Source organism: Pseudomonas orientalis (assembly GCF_002934065.1).
Lineage (GTDB): Bacteria > Pseudomonadota > Gammaproteobacteria > Pseudomonadales > Pseudomonadaceae > Aquipseudomonas > Aquipseudomonas orientalis_A.
This window is the reverse complement of the sequence record NZ_CP018049.1, coordinates 3,540,780-3,561,357: the sequence shown is the minus strand read 5'-3', so window position 1 is coordinate 3,561,357 and position 20,578 is coordinate 3,540,780. Positions and strand designations below refer to the sequence as shown.

Below are 20,578 nucleotides of genomic sequence, written 5' to 3'. Positions count from 1 at the left end.
CTGGCGCCTGTCCTTAAACCGTCAGAGGCGATAGGCCGCAGCCAACGTTCATTTTTGCGAAGGATTACCCCATGACAAGGCGACTGATCGGTGCATTGGCGATCATCACAACCCTGCTGCTCAGCGGCTGCGGTAACGATTACGGCGTTGATCAGTACGGCCAGAAAGTGCCGGCCGAACGCCTGGACAAGCAGTGGCTGGTGGTCAATTACTGGGCCGAATGGTGTGGCCCGTGCCGTACGGAAATTCCCGAGCTCAATGCCCTGGCCGAACAATTGAAAGCGCAGAACGTGGGCGTGTTCGGGGTCAACTTCGACAATGTGCAGGGTGAGGAGCTCAAGGCTGCCAGCGACAAGCTGGGCATCAAGTTCACCGTGCTGGCGCAGAACCCGGAGGGCATCTTCGATATTCCGCGCAGCGAGGCGCTGCCGGTGACCTACATCATCGATGACCAGGGCAAGGTGCGCGAGCAACTGATGGGGGAGCAGACGGCAGAGGGCGTGTTGGCCAAACTCAAGGCCCTGCGCGGTTAAAGTGTGGGAGGGGGCTTGCCCCCGATAGCGGTGTGTCAGTCACTGTATCTGCTGGCTGATACACCGCCATCGGGGGCAAGCCCCCTCCCACATTTGTGCCTCATCAATTCTGGACGGGTGGTGTCAGCCTTGTTCAAGCCACAAGCGAATCGGCTTGCCCTCGGCGGGCCAGAACCGCGTCTGCTCGATCGGCGAGATATCCCAGCGCTGTACGCCTTGCAGGGCCTGGAAGAAGCGGTGCTCCTGCTCCATCAGCGCCTCGGCGCACAGTTTGCGGGTGCTGCCGATCAGGCCGAAGCTGAGCTTGTCGCCTTCAAGGGTGTACGGCGCAAACCAGTGGTTGCAGCCGCCATTGCCATAGGCGCGACCATCGGCACCGAGGGTCACGGTCAGGTGCGCGTAGTCCATCAACGGCCGCTCGCCGATCCACTCCACTGCATAGCTGTGATCCTGCTTGAGCTTGACCGCATCGCCGGCGCAGCCACTCAGGGCCGTACCCATGGCGGCGAGCAGCAGCAGGCCCTTCATTGCGCGGCCTGCTGGCATTTCGGGCAGCGGTGCCGGTCGCCTTCGCTGGCCCAACCGAGCGCTTTGATGCGGGCATTGGCGGCCGGTTGCAGCGGCTCTTTGGTGAGCTTGGTTTCCACCGCGAATTCGAACTCCAGCACGCTGTCGCAGCTGTCGCAATTGACCTTCCAGGTGTGAATCTCCAACTCGCCGAATTTCGGCCCCTGGGCCATGGCGACCCATTGGCCCGCCGGGCGGATGGAATAGCGCGCGTCACCTTCCACGGTCAGGCGCATCGACAGGGTTTTGCTGCCGCGCAGGGTGACGATCAGCACGTCGCCATGCTTGATCGAACCACCGTTGCCGGTGACTTGATAACGCCCCGGCACCAGGGCGCGGCATTCGATCAGGGTGTGTTGCGGGCTCAGCAAGCTGAAGCGGAAATCGTGTTCGGCCATGGATCCTCCAAATAGGCGCGGCATCCTATCACGGGTGCCGGACTATCATGAGCCTGGTATGTGACCGCTGATCATCCCTCGACGAGGTTCTGCGCGCGGCCGTCGGCCCACGCCGCAATATTGGCCAGTGTAGTGCCAGCAATCGCCGCCAGTGCCTCGCGGGTCAGGAAGGCCTGGTGGGCGGTGATGATCACATTGGGGAAGGTCAGCAGGCGGGCGAGCACGTCGTCTTGCAGGGGCAGGTCCGAGCGGTCCTCGAAAAACAGCTGGGCCTCTTCTTCATAGACATCCAGCCCCAGGTAACCGAGTTGGCCGCTCTTGAGCGCTTCCACCAGCGCTGGCGTGTCGACCAGGCCACCGCGGCCGGTATTGATCAGCATGGCGCCCGGTTGCATGTGGGCCAGGGTGCCGGCGTTGATCAGGTGCCTGCTGTCGGCCGTCAGCGGGCAATGCAGGCTGATGACCTGCGCCTCGGCGAGCAGTTCGGGCAGGCTCACGTAGCGCGCGCCCATGGCCTGGACCTCAGGGTTGGGGAAGGGGTCGTGGGCCAGCAACCGGCAGCCGAAACCGCTCATGATCCTGGCGAAGGTGGCGCCGATCTGCCCGGTGCCGACCACGCCGACGGTTTTGCCGACCAGGTCGAACCCGGTGAGCCCGTGCAGGCTGAAATCGCCATCGCGGGTGCGGTTGTAGGCGCGGTGCAGGCGCCGGTTCAGCGCCAGCACCAGCGCCACGGCATGCTCGGCCACGGCGTGGGGCGAGTAGGCCGGTACGCGCACCACGCTCAAGCCCAGGCGCTTGGCGGCGCGCAGGTCGACATGGTTATAGCCGGCCGAGCGCAACGCAATCAGGCGCGTGCCACCTTTGGCCAGTTGCTCGAGTACCGGGGCGCTGAGGTCATCATTGATAAAGGCGCAGACCACCTCGTGGTGTTCGGCCAGGGCCACGGTGTCGAGGTTGAGACGGGCGGGTTGGAATTGCAGCTCGATGCCCTGTGGGGGTGGCTCAGCGCTAAAACTGTCGCGGTCGTAGGGTTGGCTGCTGAAAAGAATGACGCGCATTAAAAGAGGCTCCCTGCGATTTACAAGTGAAAAATGCCTGTAGGAGCGAGCTTGCTCGCGAAAAACGTCAACGATAACGCGAGCTTCCTGAATGAGCGCGGTGCCTGGGAGTTTTTCGCGAGCAAGCTCGCTCCTACAGGCATCAAGGCAAGCCCCACCTGAACATAGCGTCAGGCGCTGACCCGCGCTTCACTGGCCAACCGTGCAATTGCCATGTCCAATTCATCCAGCGCAGCCATGGCCTTGGCGTCGTCCTGCTTGAGCAGGGTTTCGGCGCGCTGGCAGGCCGCGCGCAATTGCGGCACGCCGCAGTAGCGCGTGGCGCCATGCAGGCGATGGACGCGTTCGATCAGGGCATGATTGTCATTGGCTTCACGGGCGACCGTGATCGCCAGGCGATCGGCTTCCAGGGAGGCCAGCAGCATGGCGAGCATGTCGGCCGCCAGGTCGGCCTTGTTGGCGGCCAGGCGCAAGCCTTCCTCATGGTCCAACACCAGCAGTTGCACGCCTGGGCCGGGGCCTTCGGGAACGCGTTCCGGCCCTTGGTTGCGCAGGGCCAGGCCGGTCCATTTCAGCACCACCTGGGCCAGTTGCCGCTCGCTGATGGGTTTGGTCAGGTAATCGTCCATGCCGCTTTGCAGCAGGGCGCGTTTTTCGTTGGCCATGGCATGGGCGGTGAGGGCGACCACCGGCAGCGGCGTGCCATGGCGCTCGCTTTCCCATTGGCGAATCGCTTCGGTACTCTGGCGCCCGTCCATGCCCGGCATCTGCACGTCCATCAATACCAGATCGAAGGTTTCCTGCTTGACCGCGTCAATGGCCGCATAGCCGCTTTCCACGGCCATGACCTTGGCGCCCATATCTTCAAGCAGGGTTTGCACGAGCAACAGGTTCGCCGGGTTATCGTCCACGCACAGCACGCGCGGCGCACGGCTGGACAATGGCTCGCCCGGTTCGCTGCGCAAAGGGCGCGGGCTGATCAGGTCGGCCAGGGACCGGCGCAGCTTGCGCGTACACGCGGGCTTGGCCTGCAACTGGCTGTTGGGGTTGGGCACCGATTGGTTGAACAGCATCTGCTCGGTCGTCGGGCACAGCACCAGCACCTTGCAGCCCAGGTGTTCGAGGTCCCACAAGTGCTGGTTGAGGCGCTCGGGCGGGATGTCGTTGGCGGTGACGCCGAGCACCGCCAGGTCAATCGCCTGTTCGGTCTGGTGCGCGCTGGTAATGCCGTTGGTCAGGCTTTCCAAGGTGTTGAACGGGGTCACCTCCAGGCCGCAGTCTTCCAACTGGTGTTGCAGGGCCTGGCGCGCCAGCTCGTGGTTCTCCAGCACGGCCACGCGGCGTCCGAGCAGCGGCGCGCTGGGCAAGTCTTCAACGTCGTCGCGGGTCTTGGGCAGGTTCAGGCTGATCCAGAACTCCGAGCCTTCGCCCGGTGTGCTGTCAACCCCGATCTCGCCGCCCATCTGTTCGATCAGGCGCTTGGAGATCACCAGGCCCAGGCCGGTGCCACCCGGTTGGCGCGACAGCGAATTGTCCGCCTGGCTGAAGGCCTGGAACAGCGCACGCACGTCCTGGTTAGAGAGGCCAATGCCGGTGTCCTGCACGCTGATGCGCAACTGCACGCTGTCTTCCTGTTCGTCCTCGATCATCGCGCGGGCAACAATGGTGCCTTCGCGGGTGAACTTGATCGCGTTGCTGATCAGGTTGGTCAGGATCTGCTTGAGGCGCAGCGGGTCGCCCACCAGTGACAGCGGCGTGTCACGGTAGACCAGGCTGACCAGTTCGAGCTGTTTGGCGTGGGCGGCGGGAGCGAGGATGGTCAGGGTGTCTTGCAGCAGGTCGCGCAGGTTGAAGGGCACGCTGTCGAGCACCAGTTTGCCGGCTTCGATCTTCGAGAAGTCGAGGATTTCGTTGATGATGCCCAGCAGGTTGTCGGCGGATTTTTCGATGGTGCCCAGGTAATCCAACTGACGCGGCGACAATTCGCTTTTTTGCAGCAAGTGGGTGAAGCCCAGGATGCCGTTGAGCGGGGTGCGGATCTCATGGCTCATATTGGCCAGGAATTCCGATTTGATCCGGCTGGCTTCCAGGGCTTCCTTGCGGGCCAGGTCCAGCTCGATGTTCTGGATCTCGATGGTTTCCAGGTTCTGGCGCACATCCTCGGTGGCCTGGTCGATGCTGTGTTGCAATTCCTCCTGGGCGTTTTGCAGGGTCTCGGCCATGCGGTTGATGCCCGACGCCAACTGATCCAGTTCCTGGCTGCCCAACGGTGGCAGGCGGGTTTCCAGGTTGCCGTCCTTGAGCTGGGCCACGGCTTGCTTGATCTGGCCGATCGGCGAATTGATGGTGCGGCTGATGCGCAGGGCCAGCGCCGCGGTGCAGATCAAGCCGATGGCGATCAGCAGCAGGCTGGCGAACAGGCTGCGATAGCCGCGCAGCAACATGCCATTGTGGGACAGCTCCACCTCGACCCAGCCCAGCAGACGGTCGGACTCATCCGGAATCAGCTCGCCCGCCAGGTTGCGATGGTGGCCAAACACGGGCATCAGGTAGCGGGTGGCATCATTGCCGGTGCGCTGCAGCAGGTGCGAACTGTTGCCAGTGGGCGGTTGATTGAGCATGGTCGGGCCGGCATGGGCCAGGGACGAGCGGTCCGGCGCCAGGATCGATACCGTACGCACATCCGGTTGTTCCAGGGATTGGGTTGCGATGCGTTCCAGCAGGTCCGTGTTCCTGCTGCTCAGGGCGGGTGCGACCAGCGGCGCCAACTGCTCGGCGATCATTTCGCCGCGTTGCAGCAATTGCGTCTGCAGTTCAGAGAGCTGCATCCAGGTGAAGTAGCCTCCCAACAGCAGGGCCATCAGGCTGGTCGGCAATAAAGTCAGCAACAGTACGCGGCCTTTTATTCCCATTCTTCTAAGCACGCCACTCTCCTGCTACCACATTGATATCAATCATCCACGCAGGCATCCGGCCCACGCCACGTGCGCAGTGTAGCCATTTGCGCCCTCGGGAATCTCGTAAATTAGTGACATGTAGCAATCTTCGGGCGATTCGGCGCCGGCCGGCGTCTGGCGTCTGGCGGAAGGATCTGGGGGAGAGGTACCGATGAGGCTGACTTGGAACGTATCTTCGCGCCCTTTATCCGGTTGGACGGTTCACCGTCCGGGCTTGCGCATTGCGCGCAGGGCCTGCGCGTACCTCTGCACCTGCCTGCCCGTTAGCCCTCAGCGGCGGCGCAGTTTGCGTTTTTTCCACTGGTGCGCGACCCACCAGCGCCAATATCCCATGGTCAGGCAGTAGGCCAGGGCACCCAATACCAACCCGCAGACCACCGAGCCCAGCAGGAATGGTTGCCACATCGTGCTCAACTCGCCGCTGATCCATTCCCAGGTCAGGTTATCGGGCAGGCTGCGTGGCGGCACGTTCATCAACCAGGCGCCGGTCATGTAGGTGCAGAAAAACACCACCGGCATCGTCACCGGGTTGGTCAGCCACACCAGGCTGACGGCAATCGGCATGTTGCCGCGCACCACAATCGCCAGGATCGCGGCCAGCAACATCTGCAACGGGATGGGGATAAACGCGGCAAACAACCCCACGGCCATGGCGCGAGCCACCGAGTGCCGGTTCAGGTGCCAGAGGTTCGGATCATGCAGCAGGGTGCCAAGAAACTGTAATGACTTATGTTCCCTGATACTGCTGGGGTCGGGCATGTACCGTTTGAATAAGCGCCGGGGCATAGGGGGTCCAGGTCAGTTCGAGGGGCAAGTATGCGCGTATTCTATAAACAGAAAATTCAGACTTTGTGACAAAACATCAAAGGCGCCCCTGGGAACTCCGGCTAAGACTGAATGAGTCATTGAAAGGAATGATTCATGAGGACAGGGATGTTCGCGCTCGCGCTGGGGTTACTGACCCTGCGCTTTCTTCCGGCGTTGCCGCCCACCGGATGGCTGTTGGCCATGCTGGTGTTGGCCTTGATGCTGCTGCCGTTTCGCACCTATCCGCTGGCGTTTTTCCTGCTGGGCTTGAGCTGGGCTTGCATCAGCGCGCAGTGGGCACTGGATGACCGATTGCGCCCGGCGCTGGACGGCGAGACGCGTTGGGTGGAGGGGCGTGTGGTCGGGTTGCCGCAACAGACGGACACCGGCGTGCGCTTTGAACTGGCCGACAGCCGGTCGCGCAAAGCCCGGCTGCCCAAGCGCATCCGGGTGTCATGGCACGGCGGGCCGCCGGTGCGCAGTGGGGAACGCTGGCGCTTGGCTGTCACCCTCAGGCGGCCGTCCGGCCTGCTCAATTTTCATGGCGTCGACCACGAGGCATGGCTGCTGGCGCAACGCATTGGGGCCACGGGCTCGGTGAAAGACGGCCAGCGCCTGGCGCCGGCCCGCAACGCCTTGCGCGACAGCCTGCGTCAACGCCTGATGGCCACCGATGCGCAAACCCATGAGGCCGCCCTGGCGGCGTTGGTGCTGGGTGACGGCTCCGGGCTGCGAGCGGAGCAATGGCAGGTGTTGCAAGACACCGGCACCGTGCATTTGTTAGTCATTTCCGGTCAACACATCGGCTTGCTGGCCGGGCTGATCTACGCACTGGTGGCCGGGATGGCCCGTTACGGATGCTGGCCGCGCCACCTGCCATGGCTGCCGTGGGCGTGCGGCCTGGCCTTTGCCGCAGCGCTGGGTTACGGCCTGCTGGCGGGGTTTGGCGTGCCGGTGCAGCGCGCCTGCGTGATGGTCGGGCTGGTATTGCTGTGGCGGCTGCGCTTTCGGCATTTGGGCGCATGGTGGCCGTTGTTGCTGGCATTCAATGGCGTACTGCTGCTTGAGCCGCTGGCCAGTCTGCAGCCGGGCTTCTGGTTGTCATTTGCGGCGGTTGCGGTCCTGATCCTGACGTTCGGTGGACGGCTGGGCCCCTGGGGTCTCTGGCAGGCGTGGACGCGTCCCCAGTGGCTGATTGCTATCGGCCTGTTTCCAATCCTGCTGGTGCTGGGTTTACCCATCAGCCTCACTGCGCCATTGGCCAATGTGTTCGCCGTACCCTGGATCAGTCTAGTGGTGTTGCCTTTGGCGCTGCTCGGCACGGCGCTGCTGTGGGTGCCAGTGATCGGTGACGGCCTGCTTTGGTTGGCCGGCGGGGCGCTGGAAGGGTGGTTCAAGGTGCTGGCCCTGCTGGCCGGGCAGTTGCCGGCCTGGACGCCGGCCCAGGTGCCGCTGGTGTATTGGCTGGTCAGCCTGCTGGGTGCGCTGATGCTGCTACTGCCCAAGGGGGTGCCGTTTCGGTTGCTGGGCTGGCCCATGCTGTTGCTGGCGGTGTTTCCTCCCAGGGAGTCGATACCCCACGGGCAGGTGAGGGTGGTGCAGCTGGATGTCGGCCAGGGGCAGGCGCTGATCCTGCGCACCCGCAATCATGCGCTGCTTTACGATGCCGGTCCGCGTTCCGGGGCGGTCGATCTGGGCGCACGCGTGGTTTTGCCGTCATTGAAAAAGCTCGGCATAGAGCGGCTGGACATGCTGCTGCTGAGCCATGCCGATGCCGATCACGCTGGTGGCGCGGCAGCGATAGCCCGTGGTTTGCCCATCGCACGCGTGGTAGGCGGCGAAACCGAGGGGTTGCCGGCTTTTCTGGGGACCGGGCCCTGTATCAGTGGCGAGCGGTGGGAGTGGGATGGTGTGTCCTTCGTGTTGTGGCAGTGGTCCGGCGCCATAAGTGGCAATCCAAAGTCCTGTGTGTTGCAGGTGCAGGCCAAGGGTGAACGGCTGTTGCTCACCGGCGATATCGACAGCGCAGCGGAGCGCGCCTTGCTTGATACGCCGCTGGCAGTGCCAACCGATTGGCTGCAAGCGCCCCATCATGGTAGCCGCAGCTCGTCATCCAGGCCCTTTGTACAGCGGCTTGCGCCCAGGTCGGTGCTGATTTCCCGGGGCCGGGGCAACGCCTTCGGTCATCCTCATTCGCAAGTGATAGAGCGCTATCAGGCCCAGGGCAGCCGACTATACGACAGCGCCGAACACGGGGCCGTGCGGGTTCAGTTGGGTGCCTTCCAGCCCGCCATTGTTGCGCGCAGTCAACGCCGGTTCTGGCGCGAACCGTTGCCGTAATCCGGCGTTACCAAACACCACGGGCTGCGACAGCCTGGTCTGCGGCCAACGAACCCTGCCGCCGAACCTATATGATAAAGTGGCGCACTTTTTCGAGGGGGCATTCACTGTGTGGGAATTGGTCAAATCCGGCGGCTGGATGATGTTGCCGATCATCATGAGTTCCATCGCCGCACTCGGCATCGTCGCCGAACGCCTGTGGACCCTGCGCGCCAGTCGCGTCACCCCCGAGCACCTGCTGGGGCAAGTCTGGGGCTGGATCAAGAACAAGCAGCTCGACAAGCAGAAGCTCAAGGAGCTGCGCGCCAATTCGCCGTTGGGTGAAATCCTCGCCGCCGGCCTTGCCAACTCCAAGCATGGTCGCGAGATCATGAAAGAATGCATCGAGGAAGCGGCCGCGCGGGTGATCCATGAACTGGAGCGCTACATCAACGCCCTCGGCACCATCGCCGCCATGGCGCCGCTGCTCGGTTTGCTGGGCACGGTGCTGGGCATGATCGACATTTTCAGCTCGTTCATGGGCTCGGGTATGAGCACCAACGCCGCCGTGCTGGCCGGAGGTATTTCCAAGGCATTGATCACCACGGCCGCGGGCCTGATGGTGGGTATTCCTTCGGTCTTCTTCCACCGTTTCCTACAGCGGCGCATCGATGAACTGGTGGTCGGCATGGAACAGGAAGCCATCAAGCTGGTGGAAGTGGTACAGGGCGACCGTGATGTGGACCTGGTCGAGGACAAAGCGTGAAATTTCGCCGCAAGCAACGGGAAAATGTCGATATCAACCTCGCGTCGCTGATTGACGTGGTGTTTATCCTGCTGCTGTTTTTTGTCGTCACCACCACGTTTACCCGGGAAACCCAGCTGCGCGTCGACTTGCCCGAAGCCGTCAGCGGCTCGCCGGCCGAAGACCAGCAGGTCAAGCAACTGGACATTGCCATCAGCGCCGATGGGGTGTTTTCGGTGAACAACCAGTTGCTGGAGAAAAACGACCTGGCCAGCCTGATGCAAGCCTTGCAGAAGGAATCCGGCGGCGATACCAGCCTGCCACTGTCGATCAGTGCCGACGGCAAGACCCAGCATCAGGCGGTGATCACCGCGATGGACGCCGCCGGCAAGCTCGGTTTCAGTCATCTGCGCATGACCACCGTCGAGGCGGCGAGCCCACCCTGATGGCCATGTCCGATCGTTTGCTCAAGGCCTGGTATGAGGGCCATCCGGCGCTTGTGCTGTTACGGCCGCTGGAGTCGTTGTATCGCCGGGTCGTGCAGCGCAAGCGCGCGCGCTTCCTGGCGGGCGAGGGCGCTATCTATCGGTCCCCGGTGCCCGTTGTGGTGGTGGGGAATATCACCGTCGGGGGCACGGGCAAGACGCCGCTGATCCTGTGGATGATCGAGCACTGCCGCCGCAGTGGCCTGCGCGTGGGCGTGGTCAGTCGGGGGTATGGTGCCAAGCCGCCACAGTTGCCCTGGCGAGTCGAAGCCGATCAGAGTGCCGACGTGGCCGGCGACGAACCTTTGCTGATCGTGCAGCGCTGCGGTGTCCCGTTGATGATCGATCCGGACCGCAGCCGCGCGGTGAAAGCGCTGTTGGCCAGCGAACCCCTGGACCTGATCCTTTCCGACGACGGCCTGCAACACTACCGCCTGGCCCGCGATCTCGAACTGGTACTGATCGATGCCGCCCGTGGTCTGGGCAATCGCCGTTGCCTGCCGGCCGGGCCGTTGCGCGAGCCGGTCGAGCGCCTGCACAGCGTGGATGCGCTGCTCTATAACGGTGCCGCCGAGGACCGCGAAGACGGCTTTGCCTTTGGCCTTGCGCCTGCGGCGCTGATCAACCTGCACAGTGGCGAGCGGCAGCCGGTTACCTACTTTCCGCCAGGCCAGCAGGTACACGCGGTTGCCGGTATCGGCAATCCGCAACGTTTCTTCAATACCCTTGAAACGCTACACTGGCAGCCGATCCCCCATGCGTTTGCCGACCACGCGCCCTACAGTGCCCAGGTGTTGGATTTCACACCGCATTGGCCGCTGGTCATGACTGAAAAGGACGCGGTGAAGTGCCGCGCCTTCGCCCGGCCCGACTGGTGGTACCTTGCGGTGGATGCGCTGCCGTCGCCGGCGTTTGTCGCCTGGTTCGACGCACAACTGATGCGCCTGCTGCCCAACCGTGTTTTGCCTTAAACCGTTTATTTCCAGGACATACCCATGGACACCAAATTGCTCGACATCCTTGCTTGCCCGATCTGCAAAGGCCCGCTCAAGCTCAGCGCCGATAAAACCGAGCTGATCAGCAAAGGTGCCGGCCTGGCTTATCCGATCCGTGACGGCATTCCGGTGATGCTCGAGAGCGAAGCGCGCACCCTGACCACCGATGAGCGCCTGGATAAATGACTACCGCCTTTACCGTGGTGATTCCCTCGCGCTATGCGTCGACCCGCCTGCCGGGCAAGCCGCTGCAAATGATCGGCGCCAAGCCGATGATCCAACTGGTGTGGGAACAGGCCTGCAAAAGCAGCGCTGAGCGGGTGGTAGTGGCGACTGACGATCCGCGCATCGTCGAAGCCTGCAAGGGTTTCGGTGCCGAGGCGGTGCTGACCCGCGAAGACCATAATTCCGGCACTGATCGCCTGGCCGAAGTGGCGACGCAACTGGGCCTGGCGCCCGACGCCATCGTGGTGAACGTGCAAGGTGACGAGCCGTTGATCCCGCCCAGCGTCATCGACCAGGTCGCCGCCAATCTGGCGGCCCATGGCGAGGCGCGCATGGCGACCCTGGCCGAACCGATCGAAGACAGTGAAACCTTGTTCAACCCGAACGTGGTGAAAGTGGTCAGCGATATCAACGGCCTGGCCCTGACGTTCAGCCGTTCGACCCTGCCCTGGGCGCGGGACGCCTTTGCCAGCAACCCCGGCGTACTGCCGCCAGGCGTGCCGTACCGGCGCCACATCGGCATCTATGCCTATCGCGCCGGTTTCCTGCATGACTTCGTCAGCTGGGGCCCGTGCTGGCTGGAAAACACCGAATCCCTGGAGCAACTGCGGGCCTTGTGGCACGGCGTGCGTATCCACGTGGGCGATGCGCTGGAAGCACCGCCCGCAGGCGTCGATACCCAGGAAGATCTTGAGCGCGTCCGTCGCCTGCTGGGGGCTTGATGGAAGTCCTGTTTGTCTGTCTGGGCAATATCTGCCGTTCGCCCACCGCCGAAGGCGTCTTGCGCCACAAGTTGCGCGAAGCCGGCCTGGCCGATCAGGTTGAGGTGGCGTCGGCGGGGACAGGGGAGTGGCATATCGGCAACCCACCGGACCTGCGCAGCCAACGCGCAGCGCTGGCGCGGGGCTATGACTTGTCAGCCCAGCGTGCCCAACAGGTCAGCCGCGCTGATTTTGCGCGCTATGACCTGATCCTGGCCATGGACCACAGCAACCTGCGCAACCTCAAAGCCATGCAGCCTGCGCAGGGTAAGGCGCAGCTGGATTTGTTCCTGCGCCGCTTCGACGGCGAAGGGGACGAGGTGCCAGACCCTTACTACGAAGGCGAGCAAGGCTTTGACCGGGTGCTGGACCTGATCGAGCGTGCCTGTGATTCATTGGTGATCGAATTGAAGGGCCGGCTATGACCTTGCAAGTACAAGCGCAGGTATCGCTCAAGCCATTCAACAGTTTTGGCATCGACGTACGCGCCCAGCTGTTTGCCGAGGCCCGCAGTGATGCCGATGTGCATGACGCCCTGGCCTACGCCGACGCGCACAGTGTGCCGCTGCTGGTGATCGGCGGCGGCAGCAACCTGCTGCTGACCCGGGACGTGCCCGCCCTGGTGTTGCGCATGGCGACCCAGGGCATTCGCGTGCTGCACGATGATGGCGTGCACGTGGTGGTTGAAGCGGAGGCGGGCGAAGCCTGGCACCCCTTTGTGTCGTGGACCCTGGAACAGGGTTTTTGCGGCCTGGAAAACCTCAGCCTGATCCCCGGCACGGTCGGTGCCGCGCCAATGCAAAACATCGGCGCCTACGGCGTCGAGATCAAGGACGTGTTTGCCGGCCTCACGGCGCTGGATCGCCAGACGGGCGAGCTGCGGGATTTCAGCCTGGACGAATGCAAGTTTGCTTACCGCGACAGCCTGTTCAAGCACGAAGTCGGGCGTTGGTTGATCCTGCGGGTACGCTTTGCCCTGAGCCGCGCCAGTCACCTGAAACTCGATTACGGCCCGGTGCAACAGCGCCTGGCCGCGCAGGGCATCACCGAGGCCACGCCGAAGGATGTGAGCCAGGCGATCTGCAGTATTCGCCGCGAAAAATTGCCGGACCCGGCAGAGTTGGGCAATGCCGGCAGTTTTTTCAAAAACCCCTTGGTGCCCCAGGCCCTGGCTGCCGAGCTGAAAAGCCAGTATCCGGACCTGGTGGCTTATCCTCAGGCCGACGGGCAAGTCAAGCTCGCCGCCGGTTGGCTGATCGACAAGGCGGGTTGGAAGGGCTTTCGTGACGGCGATGCCGGCGTGCATAAAATGCAAGCGCTGGTGCTGGTGAACTATGGCTCAGCCACCGGGCGGGATATTGCCAGCCTGGCGCTGCGTATCCAGCAGGACATTGCCGAGCGCTTCGGGGTCGAGCTTGAGATGGAACCTAACAGGTACTGAGCGTCCACCGCCCCACCAATGAAAATGCCCCGTATCTCACGATACGGGGCATTTTTTATAGCGCTGACAATCAGTCGTCACGGCTCATGATGCCGAAGATCTGCAACAGGCTGATAAACAGGTTGTAGATCGACACATACAGGCTGATGGTCGCCATGATGTAGTTACGCTCACCACCATGGATGATGGCGCTGGTCTGGAACAGGATGCACACCGAGGAGAACAGTACGAAGCCTGCGCTGATCGCCAGTTGCAACCCGCTGATCTGGAAGAACATGCCGGCTACTACCGCCGCCAGCAACACGAAGAAGCCTGCAGTGATGAAGCCACCCAGGAAGCTCATGTCCTTGCGGCTGATCAGCACGTACGCCGACAGGCCACCAAACACCAGCGCGGTCATGGCAAATGCCGAGCTGACCACTTCCGCACCGCCGGCCATGCCGAGGTAACGGTTAAGGATCGGGCCAAGGATAAAGCCCATGAAACCGGTCAAGGCAAACGCCGACACCAGGCCCCAGGCCGAGTCGCGCAGCTTGTTGGTCAGGAAGAACAGACCATAGAAGCCGATCAACACGACAAAGATATTCGGATAACCGACGCGCATCTGCTGGGCCACGTAAGCCATCACGCCGCTGAATGCGAGGGTAAGGGCGAGCAGGCCGTACGTATTGCGCAACACGCGGCTGACTTCAAGCTGCTCAGCCTGCGCGTTGCCATTCACTGCGTAATTCTGTTCGCGCATGGCGACACTCCTTCAGTTTTGAAACGTTCAGTCGCAAAGATCATAACAGACGCTCTGTAACAAGCTATGCAGAGAGTTTGACAGTGTGTTTCATTCGGGTATTATGGCGCCCGCTGAGACGGGATGAGCGACTATAATCCCGTGATGCACAAGGGAAATTGGCAGAGTGGTTGAATGCACCGGTCTTGAAAACCGGCGAACGTTAATAGCGTTCCCAGGGTTCGAATCCCTGGTTTCCCGCCAAGATTTACACGAAAGCCCCGCGATTGCGGGGCTTTCGTGTTTAAGGGGGTTTGGGTGAATCGCTACGGTTTTTGAGGGGCGTTCCGAAACTTTCGGGTAGGCGTTCCGAAACTTTGCCTATTTTGATGGTTTAGCAGTGGCGCCAATCCTCCTGTAAACCCGCTTTGTGATCTCCTGCTTACTGTGTCCCAGTAGCAGGCTTGCGTCGCCAATATCGATGATTTCCGATGCTGCTTTCGGTCGGATGTCGCGAAACTGAAAACCGCTAATCTTCGCGGCGAGGAGCGGATCGCCCTCTTCGATTGCTTTGGCACAAGCTTTCTCCCGCGCCTTGTCCCAGCGCAAGCGCAGCATTCCCTTCGTCATTCGCTTCCCGTGCCTGTTTATCAGCAGGTACTTCGAGACGTGGCCGGCATTCCTCTCCGTGATTTCCCGAATCAACCTGCCCAAGCTGTTTTCTCCCTCCTCTGTGTACATCAGGATCCTAAGCTTAAGCCCTGTCTTGCCTTGCGTGACCAAGAAGTAATCGCCCTCAACGTCGTCCCTGCGCATGACGATCACGTCTGCTGGCCGCTGGCCTGTCAGGTAGCCCAGGTCCATGGCTTCCTTGAGTTCCGGCTCAGCCATCCCGTAGACCGCATCCCAAACCGCGGCGTTGGCATAGTAATCACGTGGCGTTTCCTTGTTCTTGCGGATGCCCTGGCACGGATTCTCCCGCTCGGTCAGGCCCCATTCCCGCGCCATGTTGAACACGTGGGAGAGTAGGGCGATCTCCCTATTGGCCCGTACCTTGGCTGTACGGGCGTCGCGGTACCCGGCGATATTGGCTGGTGTGATTGAGTCGATGGGCGCCCCGTCAAACATGGGTCGCAATTGTTTGAGCTCGGCTAGGTTATCCTTCTGGGTGCGCTCGCCTTTTTTCGGAATGACGTCGCGAACGTATCGATCAAAGATCCCCTTCATCATCGTCAGATCGGCTGGCTTTTGCTTGGACTCAAGCTCTGCCCACTTCAATCGGGCTTTGCTCAAGTCTCCCCCAAGCGGGATTTCCTTACCCGTTGAGTCTCTGTAGTAATAACCAACCCACACTTTACCGTTCTTGCGAGGGCGCTTTCTCCGCACCATTCCCGGCGGTAAGTCCCTGTTCTCAGTGTTTCGAGGTCGCATCTCAGTTCACCCTGGAGAAGTCAGGTGTCCAAGCTGGTCGCGGCGGCGGTGTGCTCTGCTCTGCAGACGTTGGATTGGTCATGCCAAGCTTCATGCGAGCGTACATGCGTCCGACCAATGGGCGACCACCACGGCTCTCAACGAATACCCAATTGCGGTCGTTGAGCCATCTCCGTTGATGGGCTCGCTGCTTGTATCCAGTAAGGTCGGCCAGTTCTTCGTCCGAGAAAATTTCAGTGTCTAAAGTTCTGGTGCGTGAATGATGCGTATACCCCACGGCAGGCTGCGCGAGCGGGCGTTCCTGAGCGTTTAGCGTTGCATCAGCGAGCGCTGCCCCGCGCAGCTTTTCGTGGGGTACAAGTGCCTCGGCAGTGGCGCTGTAAGGAGCAGTAATGCCTGCTGCTGCGCAGCAGAGACTGTTTGTTTCTAGCGTGTCGCCACCATTGGCTGTGCGGAGCAAAGCGGGCAGGGCGTTGGTGTTGTCCTGGTGGTTCTTCATGCCGCTTTCCTCCGGTGTTCTATAGCGAGTTGGTCCATCAGGCGCTGGTGAAAGGTGAGTCGAGCTTCTGCTGCAGGCCAAGGGCGGATGGTTTCGGCCATGGGTTCGATGCCGACCAAGCAATCCCAGATAGCCGGATCGGTTGGCATGAGGTCGCGGCGTTCGGTAGCGAGCGCTATCAGGTCGGCTTTGTGGACGCTGGTGGGGAGTTCTGGTGCTATGTCGAACCGATCACAGACGCGCCACCAGATACAGTCCTCAAAGTATTCATAGGCACTGATCCATTGCTTAAGTGGCCGCGTCATGTCGCCCAGGTACGCCTCGGGTGCGTCATGAAGCAAGGCCGCGAGTTTGTGTTCTTCCGGCACCAGCTCGGCGACGATGCAGCTGTGTTGTGCCACGCTGTAGAACTCGCGGGTGTGGCCGTTGAAGCGGCAAAGGTGTGCCAGCGCGTGCGAGATGTCCCGTGGATCGATCATGTCGGCGTCGGGTTCAAGCAGGTCAAAGTGTTTGCCTGAGTGAGTAAGGATCCAGTTCATGCTGCCTCCTTAACGAGATCGGCCAGCAGCAGAGCGTTGTCGGTTGCCTTGTGCAATTGGCGCAGGGCGTCATACCCAATCAGGGCTTTCAGCTGCCGATCAAATTCCTTGTTATAACGGGTCAGGGCGCGAAGATCCTTGGTGGCCTTTGCATGTTGCTGTTGCAGTGTGCCGGCGGCCTGGGGCGTTAGGCGCAGCATCGGAATGGCGCGGCTCATACGTCACCGCCGACTGCTTTTTGATTTCGGGTATGAAGTTCCGCTTCGGTTCGAAAAAATAGCAGTGCTTTGCGGGCTTCTTCAGGACACATTGCTTCGGTTGGCCCTCGCTCTATCACCCATCGGCCTTGGGGCTCAGTGATTGAGCTATTTGCTGGGGTCGGTTCCAGCTTTGGTGCTGCTGGATCTAGTAACGCCGCAATGGCGAGTGCTTGGTCGCGCAGAGCTAGCGAGTCACGTTCGAGCTTCTTGCCGGTGCGGAACGCGCTGAATGTCTCGGCTGCGATACGCAGCTTTTCGGCGATATCCAATAGAGTTTTGCGAGCTGGCTCTCCCAACTTCGATGCATCCAATGCCCGCATGTAGTGGGCAAATAGTTGCTTGTGGTGAGTCTGGGCTTGCTCAAGCGATAGCTCCAAGTCCCGGATGGCGCCCGAGCTATCTGATTGCTGAATAGCCTTGCCTTCATCGATGCCTTCGATGCGACCATCAATCAAGCCCCCTCGATAGCCGATCCAATAAAGGATCGCGGCTGCGAAAATGATGCTGATCAATGCGCAGATTTGAATTGCAGTCATGTGGTGTGCTCCTGGCGGTGTTTTGGCTGGTGGTGGCAGCCGATTGATTGGGTTATTCGTCGTCTGGATCTGGTGGATCTGCCAGGCCACACATCAGCTTGGCCTGATAGGGCATGTAACCCTCCTCTCGGAGGGCGTCGTAGCGCTGATAGTCGGCGGCAAAGTAGCTGCACTCATCACACAGTCGGCTGGCCTGTTCTTCGGCAGACAACGGTGTATCGCAGTGTCGGCATTGATCTAGCAGTGACATATCACGCCTCGTCTTCGACGGCTTCTGGTCGCGGCATATCTTCATCCGCCTTGTAGGCGCGAATGTCGATTAGCGAGGCCACATGCTTGATATGAGCGTACTTCGGCGCCTTGCGGCTGTTGACCAGCGTTGTCACGGGCAGTTGAATTCGGCCTGTGGTAATTGCGTCGGCAAAAGATCCTTCGTTGAGGTTCCGGAAGTACCGTTCGCGCAACTTTTCCACCGGGATCAGAACGTCACCAAAGGTCCGGTACAGCAGTTCGACTGTCACCGGATCGGGTGCGGGCAGCAGTCTTAGTGGCTGTTGGTTAGCGTGTGCAGTCATTGGGTTTCTTCCGTTGAGGATGATTCCAGGCATTCAGGCAATGGCGTTTAGTCAGCTCCCGCAGATGCTCCGGCACTTCGAGGAGCGCGGCGTTGCGCTCCTCGCGTGTGCGCATGGCGACGATCTGGCGGGCGTACTCCCTAGGCCACGTCACGGTTATCAGCCGGGATGGCTGGTAGTTCGAGGCCGAGCAGTTCGGCCAGCCAGCGAATACCGGCTTGCCGAACCTTGGTCGACTGGCTGTACTGCATGCCCGCTTTCTCGTGGTACCAGTTGCTGTCTTTGATCCGCAGGTACTCCCGGTCACGCACGGGGAAAGCCGGCAGGTTGCGGTCGTTGAGCAAGCCCTTGTCACGCATGAGCGCGATCAGCTTGGGACGGGTCAGGCCGAAGTACTTGGCGGTTTTTTGGAGGTCACGTTCCATCACGGCCTCCTAAGCTGCATGCGCGGCAGGGGTCGCCACGGTAGCTAGGTGAGTGATGGATTCGGCCACCATGGAATAGATATCCACGTCACTTCCGCATACGGTGAAACACTTGGTGCGCGGCTTCTTCACGCCGATGCTCATGATTGTGGTGATTCCAGCGCGGGTCTTGTTACGGTGGATTGCCAAGTTGATCGGCAGCTCAAAACTCATATCGAGACTGAGTGCGCCGCCGGTGCGGATCAGCTCGAATACCTGCTGCTTGTGTTCAGTCTGGAATAGGCCATAACGGCGATCAGCGTGCGGCGGAGACGAAGGATCGACGGAAGTGGTTGGCCCGTTGACGATCTCCTCAATGAAGTCAGCAAGCTTGAGGTGCATCTTCTTGCTGTTGGTCAAGGTCAGTGTGTGGCGTTCGCTGCCCAGCTCAACGGTGAAATGCGTGTCTATTTTTCGGCGTTCGACCTGCAGTCGGAAGGCCATGACGTCGCGTTGCGTTTCGGCGCGCAGATGGTGGTTGAAGGTTTCGGTCAGACAGACCTGAGCCTTGAGCAGTGTCAGGGTGCGGTTGTCGAGTTTGTACTTCTTCATGCCGCGTGCCCTCCGCCATTTGGATCGAATGGCACAGTCGCGGAGCGCTGTTTCAGCTTGGGTTTGGAAGCGAAGAAAGCGCAGCCGCAGTGTTGTGCCAGGCGGCGGATTTCGAAGATGCGGGAGGGGTTAGCAGCGGCCGGGTGGACGTGCAGGGTGGCAGTGGTGTGCATGGTATTGCCTCGCTCTGTGGTGGAAGAGTGAGGCAAGTAAACAATATGTTTGTTTTTTGGTCAAAACATTTTGTTTGGTTTCAGATGAGAGAGGGGCCTTTCAGTGGCCGTATCGATGACCACCAGAAAATCCGGCCCAAAATCACAACGCGTTGAGCCATTATTTGATCAAAATCGTAGTCTTCGTCAGCGTACTCGTCGGAATTGAAACTCCTCATTTTTACCCCATTAGGGGTGCGCTGAAGAAATTTGATGCGGAAGTGTCCATCGTGATCTATCGCGTATATTTCTCCATCAATTATTCTGGTCATTCCCTTATCGATACCGACAGTGGCACCAGAAAGAATCAGTGGATGGTTGCTGTTGCCGCTATTTGTGGCAAACACCGCGTTCGAAGGATCAACGCCACAACTTCTCATGGTTGCCCTCGAAAATCGCAGTTTTGGTCCAGTAATCTCTTGAACCTCAGTGCGCGCAACCTTTCCTGGTCCCGACGAGAGTTCGACTTCCTTGTATAGCCTCAACTCAACCTCATCCTCTTCAAGTGGGGTGCTTGAATCCCACGGGGCCATGGGTTCAAGGACATACAGGGGGGAGTCATTAGCCGCTTGTGGCGCTTTCCCTCGTGCAGTATTCGGGGTCCGCATAGGGACATCTTTCCCCTCAAGCCAATCGCGTTCCACTACCAAAGTCATAGCGACTTGGCCTGCCATATAGGCAGGGACACCTCTCGCCTTCCAGTTGGTGACGTTCTGATCGTTTTCCAGATCAAGCAGCCGGGCGAGTTCCGCGCCAGAGAGTCCGGAGTCTTCCAGGGCTTGACGAAAGCGCTGGCCTTTTAGGCGTTGTGGTTGTTTGTTCATAAACAGAATGTTACAGCCCTTGCACAAAAATGATAACAAACGTATTGTTTGGTCTTGTCATTCGTTTTGTTTTCATAAGGTGATGTCATGACTACGCCTGACCAGGTGTTCGATTTGATAGTGCTGGTCGCTGAGCGGGCCGGTAAAAGCCCCTCGCAACTCGCACGAGAATGCGATGTAAGCCCTCAGCGCTTTTTCAATTGGCGACATAGAGGGGTTCCTGTTACTCAGGTTCGTCCCCTTGCGAAAGCTTTGGCATGGGGACTTTTGCCTCATGAATTGAGACCTGATTTGCCAGATATTTTTCCAGTGCCGGTTCAAGGTGTTTCGGCACAGGCGGCATAGAGCGCTAAGAAAAAAGGCGACCCTAGGGCCGCCCAGTTCCTCCCGGCACACACCACCACAGTGCTGTCGGGTCGCGACGAAGGTAGGAGGGCACACCACATGCAAACCACCTCCCTTTATCGCGCTGCCAAGACACGGATGTCTTGGGTTGCTGCCTTTTCCACCACAGATTGGGCAGCTGTTGCGCCAGAGGTGAGAGACGGATCACTCACCTCGGCACGGTGCCGGTTTCGATCTTGAGGATCTTGCCGGCGTTTGGGCCCTTTCAAGCCACGCGGCAAATGTAACACCACTGCACGCCGCGCGGCACTGGCAACTTATAAGGA

The 20,578-nt window shown here is 60.6% G+C and carries 25 protein-coding genes, 1 tRNA gene and 1 pseudogene; 11 read left to right on the top strand and 16 right to left on the bottom strand.

What is annotated here, in order from left to right:
- The first annotated feature begins 71 nt into the window (after positions 1–71).
- Positions 72–533, top strand: a complete 462-nt coding sequence (locus tag BOP93_RS15910; RefSeq protein ID WP_065894959.1) for a TlpA disulfide reductase family protein — start codon at positions 72–74, stop codon at positions 531–533.
- A gap of 123 nt (positions 534–656) precedes the next feature.
- On the opposite strand, the gene BOP93_RS15905 is transcribed toward BOP93_RS15910, so the two are convergent.
- The 5 genes from BOP93_RS15905 to BOP93_RS15885 form a co-directional block, all read right to left on the bottom strand.
- Positions 657–1,061, bottom strand: coding sequence for an META domain-containing protein (locus tag BOP93_RS15905; RefSeq protein WP_104503397.1), 405 nt, complete (start codon positions 1,059–1,061; stop codon positions 657–659).
- On the bottom strand, positions 1,058–1,498 hold the full coding sequence (locus tag BOP93_RS15900; protein ID WP_104503396.1) for a hypothetical protein: 441 nt from the start codon (positions 1,496–1,498) through the stop codon (positions 1,058–1,060). The genes BOP93_RS15905 and BOP93_RS15900 overlap by 4 nt, the downstream gene beginning before the upstream one ends.
- Before the next feature lie 71 nt (positions 1,499–1,569).
- On the bottom strand, positions 1,570–2,559 hold the full coding sequence (locus tag BOP93_RS15895; protein ID WP_104503395.1) for a 2-hydroxyacid dehydrogenase: 990 nt from the start codon (positions 2,557–2,559) through the stop codon (positions 1,570–1,572).
- Between the two features lie 170 nt (positions 2,560–2,729).
- Entirely contained in the window at positions 2,730–5,483 is a 2,754-nt protein-coding gene (locus BOP93_RS15890) for a response regulator (RefSeq protein ID WP_104503394.1), read from the bottom strand.
- Between the two features lie 303 nt (positions 5,484–5,786).
- Complete coding sequence (locus BOP93_RS15885; RefSeq protein WP_065894963.1) at positions 5,787–6,302, bottom strand: DUF2062 domain-containing protein; 516 nt, start codon at positions 6,300–6,302, stop codon at positions 5,787–5,789.
- Positions 6,303–6,437: 135 nt separating this feature from the next.
- On the opposite strand from BOP93_RS15885, the gene BOP93_RS15880 reads away from it, so the two are divergent.
- From BOP93_RS15880 to murB, 8 genes are all read left to right on the top strand, one after another.
- On the top strand, positions 6,438–8,663 hold the full coding sequence (locus BOP93_RS15880; RefSeq protein WP_104503393.1) for a DNA internalization-related competence protein ComEC/Rec2: 2,226 nt from the start codon (positions 6,438–6,440) through the stop codon (positions 8,661–8,663).
- Positions 8,664–8,772: 109 nt separating this feature from the next.
- Positions 8,773–9,408, top strand: a complete 636-nt coding sequence (locus tag BOP93_RS15875) for a MotA/TolQ/ExbB proton channel family protein (RefSeq protein WP_104505301.1) — start codon at positions 8,773–8,775, stop codon at positions 9,406–9,408.
- Positions 9,405–9,833 (top strand): ExbD/TolR family protein, encoded by a 429-nt coding sequence (locus BOP93_RS15870; protein WP_065884989.1) that lies wholly within the window; start codon positions 9,405–9,407, stop codon positions 9,831–9,833. Before BOP93_RS15875 ends, BOP93_RS15870 begins: the two co-directional genes overlap by 4 nt.
- On the top strand, positions 9,833–10,843 hold the full coding sequence (lpxK, locus tag BOP93_RS15865; RefSeq protein WP_104503392.1) for a tetraacyldisaccharide 4'-kinase: 1,011 nt from the start codon (positions 9,833–9,835) through the stop codon (positions 10,841–10,843). Before BOP93_RS15870 ends, lpxK begins: the two co-directional genes overlap by 1 nt.
- A gap of 24 nt (positions 10,844–10,867) precedes the next feature.
- Positions 10,868–11,053, top strand: coding sequence for a Trm112 family protein (locus BOP93_RS15860; protein WP_003174668.1), 186 nt, complete (start codon positions 10,868–10,870; stop codon positions 11,051–11,053).
- Positions 11,050–11,814 carry a 3-deoxy-manno-octulosonate cytidylyltransferase gene (gene kdsB / locus BOP93_RS15855; RefSeq protein WP_104503391.1) on the top strand — a complete coding sequence of 255 codons (765 nt, stop codon included), beginning with the start codon at positions 11,050–11,052 and terminating at the stop codon, positions 11,812–11,814. Before BOP93_RS15860 ends, kdsB begins: the two co-directional genes overlap by 4 nt.
- Entirely contained in the window at positions 11,814–12,278 is a 465-nt protein-coding gene (locus BOP93_RS15850) for a low molecular weight protein-tyrosine-phosphatase (protein WP_104503390.1), read from the top strand. The genes kdsB and BOP93_RS15850 overlap by 1 nt, the downstream gene beginning before the upstream one ends.
- Positions 12,275–13,294, top strand: coding sequence for a UDP-N-acetylmuramate dehydrogenase (gene murB / locus BOP93_RS15845; protein ID WP_104503389.1), 1,020 nt, complete (start codon positions 12,275–12,277; stop codon positions 13,292–13,294). Before BOP93_RS15850 ends, murB begins: the two co-directional genes overlap by 4 nt.
- A 70-nt stretch (positions 13,295–13,364) precedes the next feature.
- Here murB and BOP93_RS15840 read toward each other — a convergent pair whose 3' ends face one another.
- The gene (locus tag BOP93_RS15840; RefSeq protein ID WP_053256786.1) at positions 13,365–14,036 is read right to left on the bottom strand and encodes a Bax inhibitor-1/YccA family protein; all 672 of its coding nucleotides are present in this window, start codon (positions 14,034–14,036) and stop codon (positions 13,365–13,367) included.
- Between the two features lie 152 nt (positions 14,037–14,188).
- Between BOP93_RS15840 and BOP93_RS15835 the strand changes: the two genes are divergently transcribed.
- Positions 14,189–14,279 (top strand) — tRNA-Ser (locus BOP93_RS15835).
- Positions 14,280–14,396: 117 nt separating this feature from the next.
- Here the strand turns inward: BOP93_RS15835 and BOP93_RS15830 are convergent.
- The 10 genes and pseudogenes from BOP93_RS15830 to BOP93_RS15785 all read right to left on the bottom strand — a co-directional run bounded on the left by BOP93_RS15830 (position 14,397) and on the right by BOP93_RS15785 (position 19,907).
- Positions 14,397–15,446 carry a tyrosine-type recombinase/integrase gene (locus BOP93_RS15830; RefSeq protein WP_104503388.1) on the bottom strand — a complete coding sequence of 350 codons (1,050 nt, stop codon included), beginning with the start codon at positions 15,444–15,446 and terminating at the stop codon, positions 14,397–14,399.
- Position 15,447: 1 nt separating this feature from the next.
- Complete coding sequence (locus tag BOP93_RS15825; protein WP_104505300.1) at positions 15,448–15,723, bottom strand: DUF4224 domain-containing protein; 276 nt, start codon at positions 15,721–15,723, stop codon at positions 15,448–15,450.
- 218 nt (positions 15,724–15,941) lie between these two features.
- The gene (locus BOP93_RS15820; RefSeq protein WP_104503387.1) at positions 15,942–16,484 is read right to left on the bottom strand and encodes a phosphohydrolase; all 543 of its coding nucleotides are present in this window, start codon (positions 16,482–16,484) and stop codon (positions 15,942–15,944) included.
- Positions 16,481–16,702, bottom strand: coding sequence for a hypothetical protein (locus BOP93_RS15815; RefSeq protein ID WP_104503386.1), 222 nt, complete (start codon positions 16,700–16,702; stop codon positions 16,481–16,483). Before BOP93_RS15815 ends, BOP93_RS15820 begins: the two co-directional genes overlap by 4 nt.
- A gap of 179 nt (positions 16,703–16,881) precedes the next feature.
- A pseudogene (locus tag BOP93_RS15810) lies at positions 16,882–17,280 on the bottom strand (hypothetical protein); the annotation flags it as partial.
- A gap of 52 nt (positions 17,281–17,332) precedes the next feature.
- Entirely contained in the window at positions 17,333–17,530 is a 198-nt protein-coding gene (locus BOP93_RS27470; RefSeq protein WP_157943510.1) for a hypothetical protein, read from the bottom strand.
- 1 nt (position 17,531) lies between these two features.
- On the bottom strand, positions 17,532–17,855 hold the full coding sequence (locus BOP93_RS15800; RefSeq protein ID WP_104503384.1) for a pyocin activator PrtN family protein: 324 nt from the start codon (positions 17,853–17,855) through the stop codon (positions 17,532–17,534).
- 140 nt (positions 17,856–17,995) lie between these two features.
- Positions 17,996–18,280: a phage antirepressor KilAC domain-containing protein gene (locus tag BOP93_RS15795; RefSeq protein ID WP_104503383.1), complete on the bottom strand. Its 285-nt coding sequence runs from the start codon at positions 18,278–18,280 to the stop codon at positions 17,996–17,998.
- Positions 18,281–18,289: 9 nt separating this feature from the next.
- Positions 18,290–18,871 (bottom strand): hypothetical protein, encoded by a 582-nt coding sequence (locus BOP93_RS15790; protein ID WP_104503382.1) that lies wholly within the window; start codon positions 18,869–18,871, stop codon positions 18,290–18,292.
- Positions 18,872–19,124: 253 nt separating this feature from the next.
- A complete protein-coding gene (locus BOP93_RS15785; protein WP_104505299.1) occupies positions 19,125–19,907 on the bottom strand; it encodes a S24 family peptidase in 783 nt (260 codons plus the stop codon).
- A gap of 87 nt (positions 19,908–19,994) precedes the next feature.
- Here BOP93_RS15785 and BOP93_RS15780 point away from each other — a divergent pair, with 87 nt between their 5' ends.
- Positions 19,995–20,252, top strand: a complete 258-nt coding sequence (locus tag BOP93_RS15780; protein WP_104503381.1) for a YdaS family helix-turn-helix protein — start codon at positions 19,995–19,997, stop codon at positions 20,250–20,252.
- Positions 20,253–20,578 lie beyond the last annotated feature (326 nt).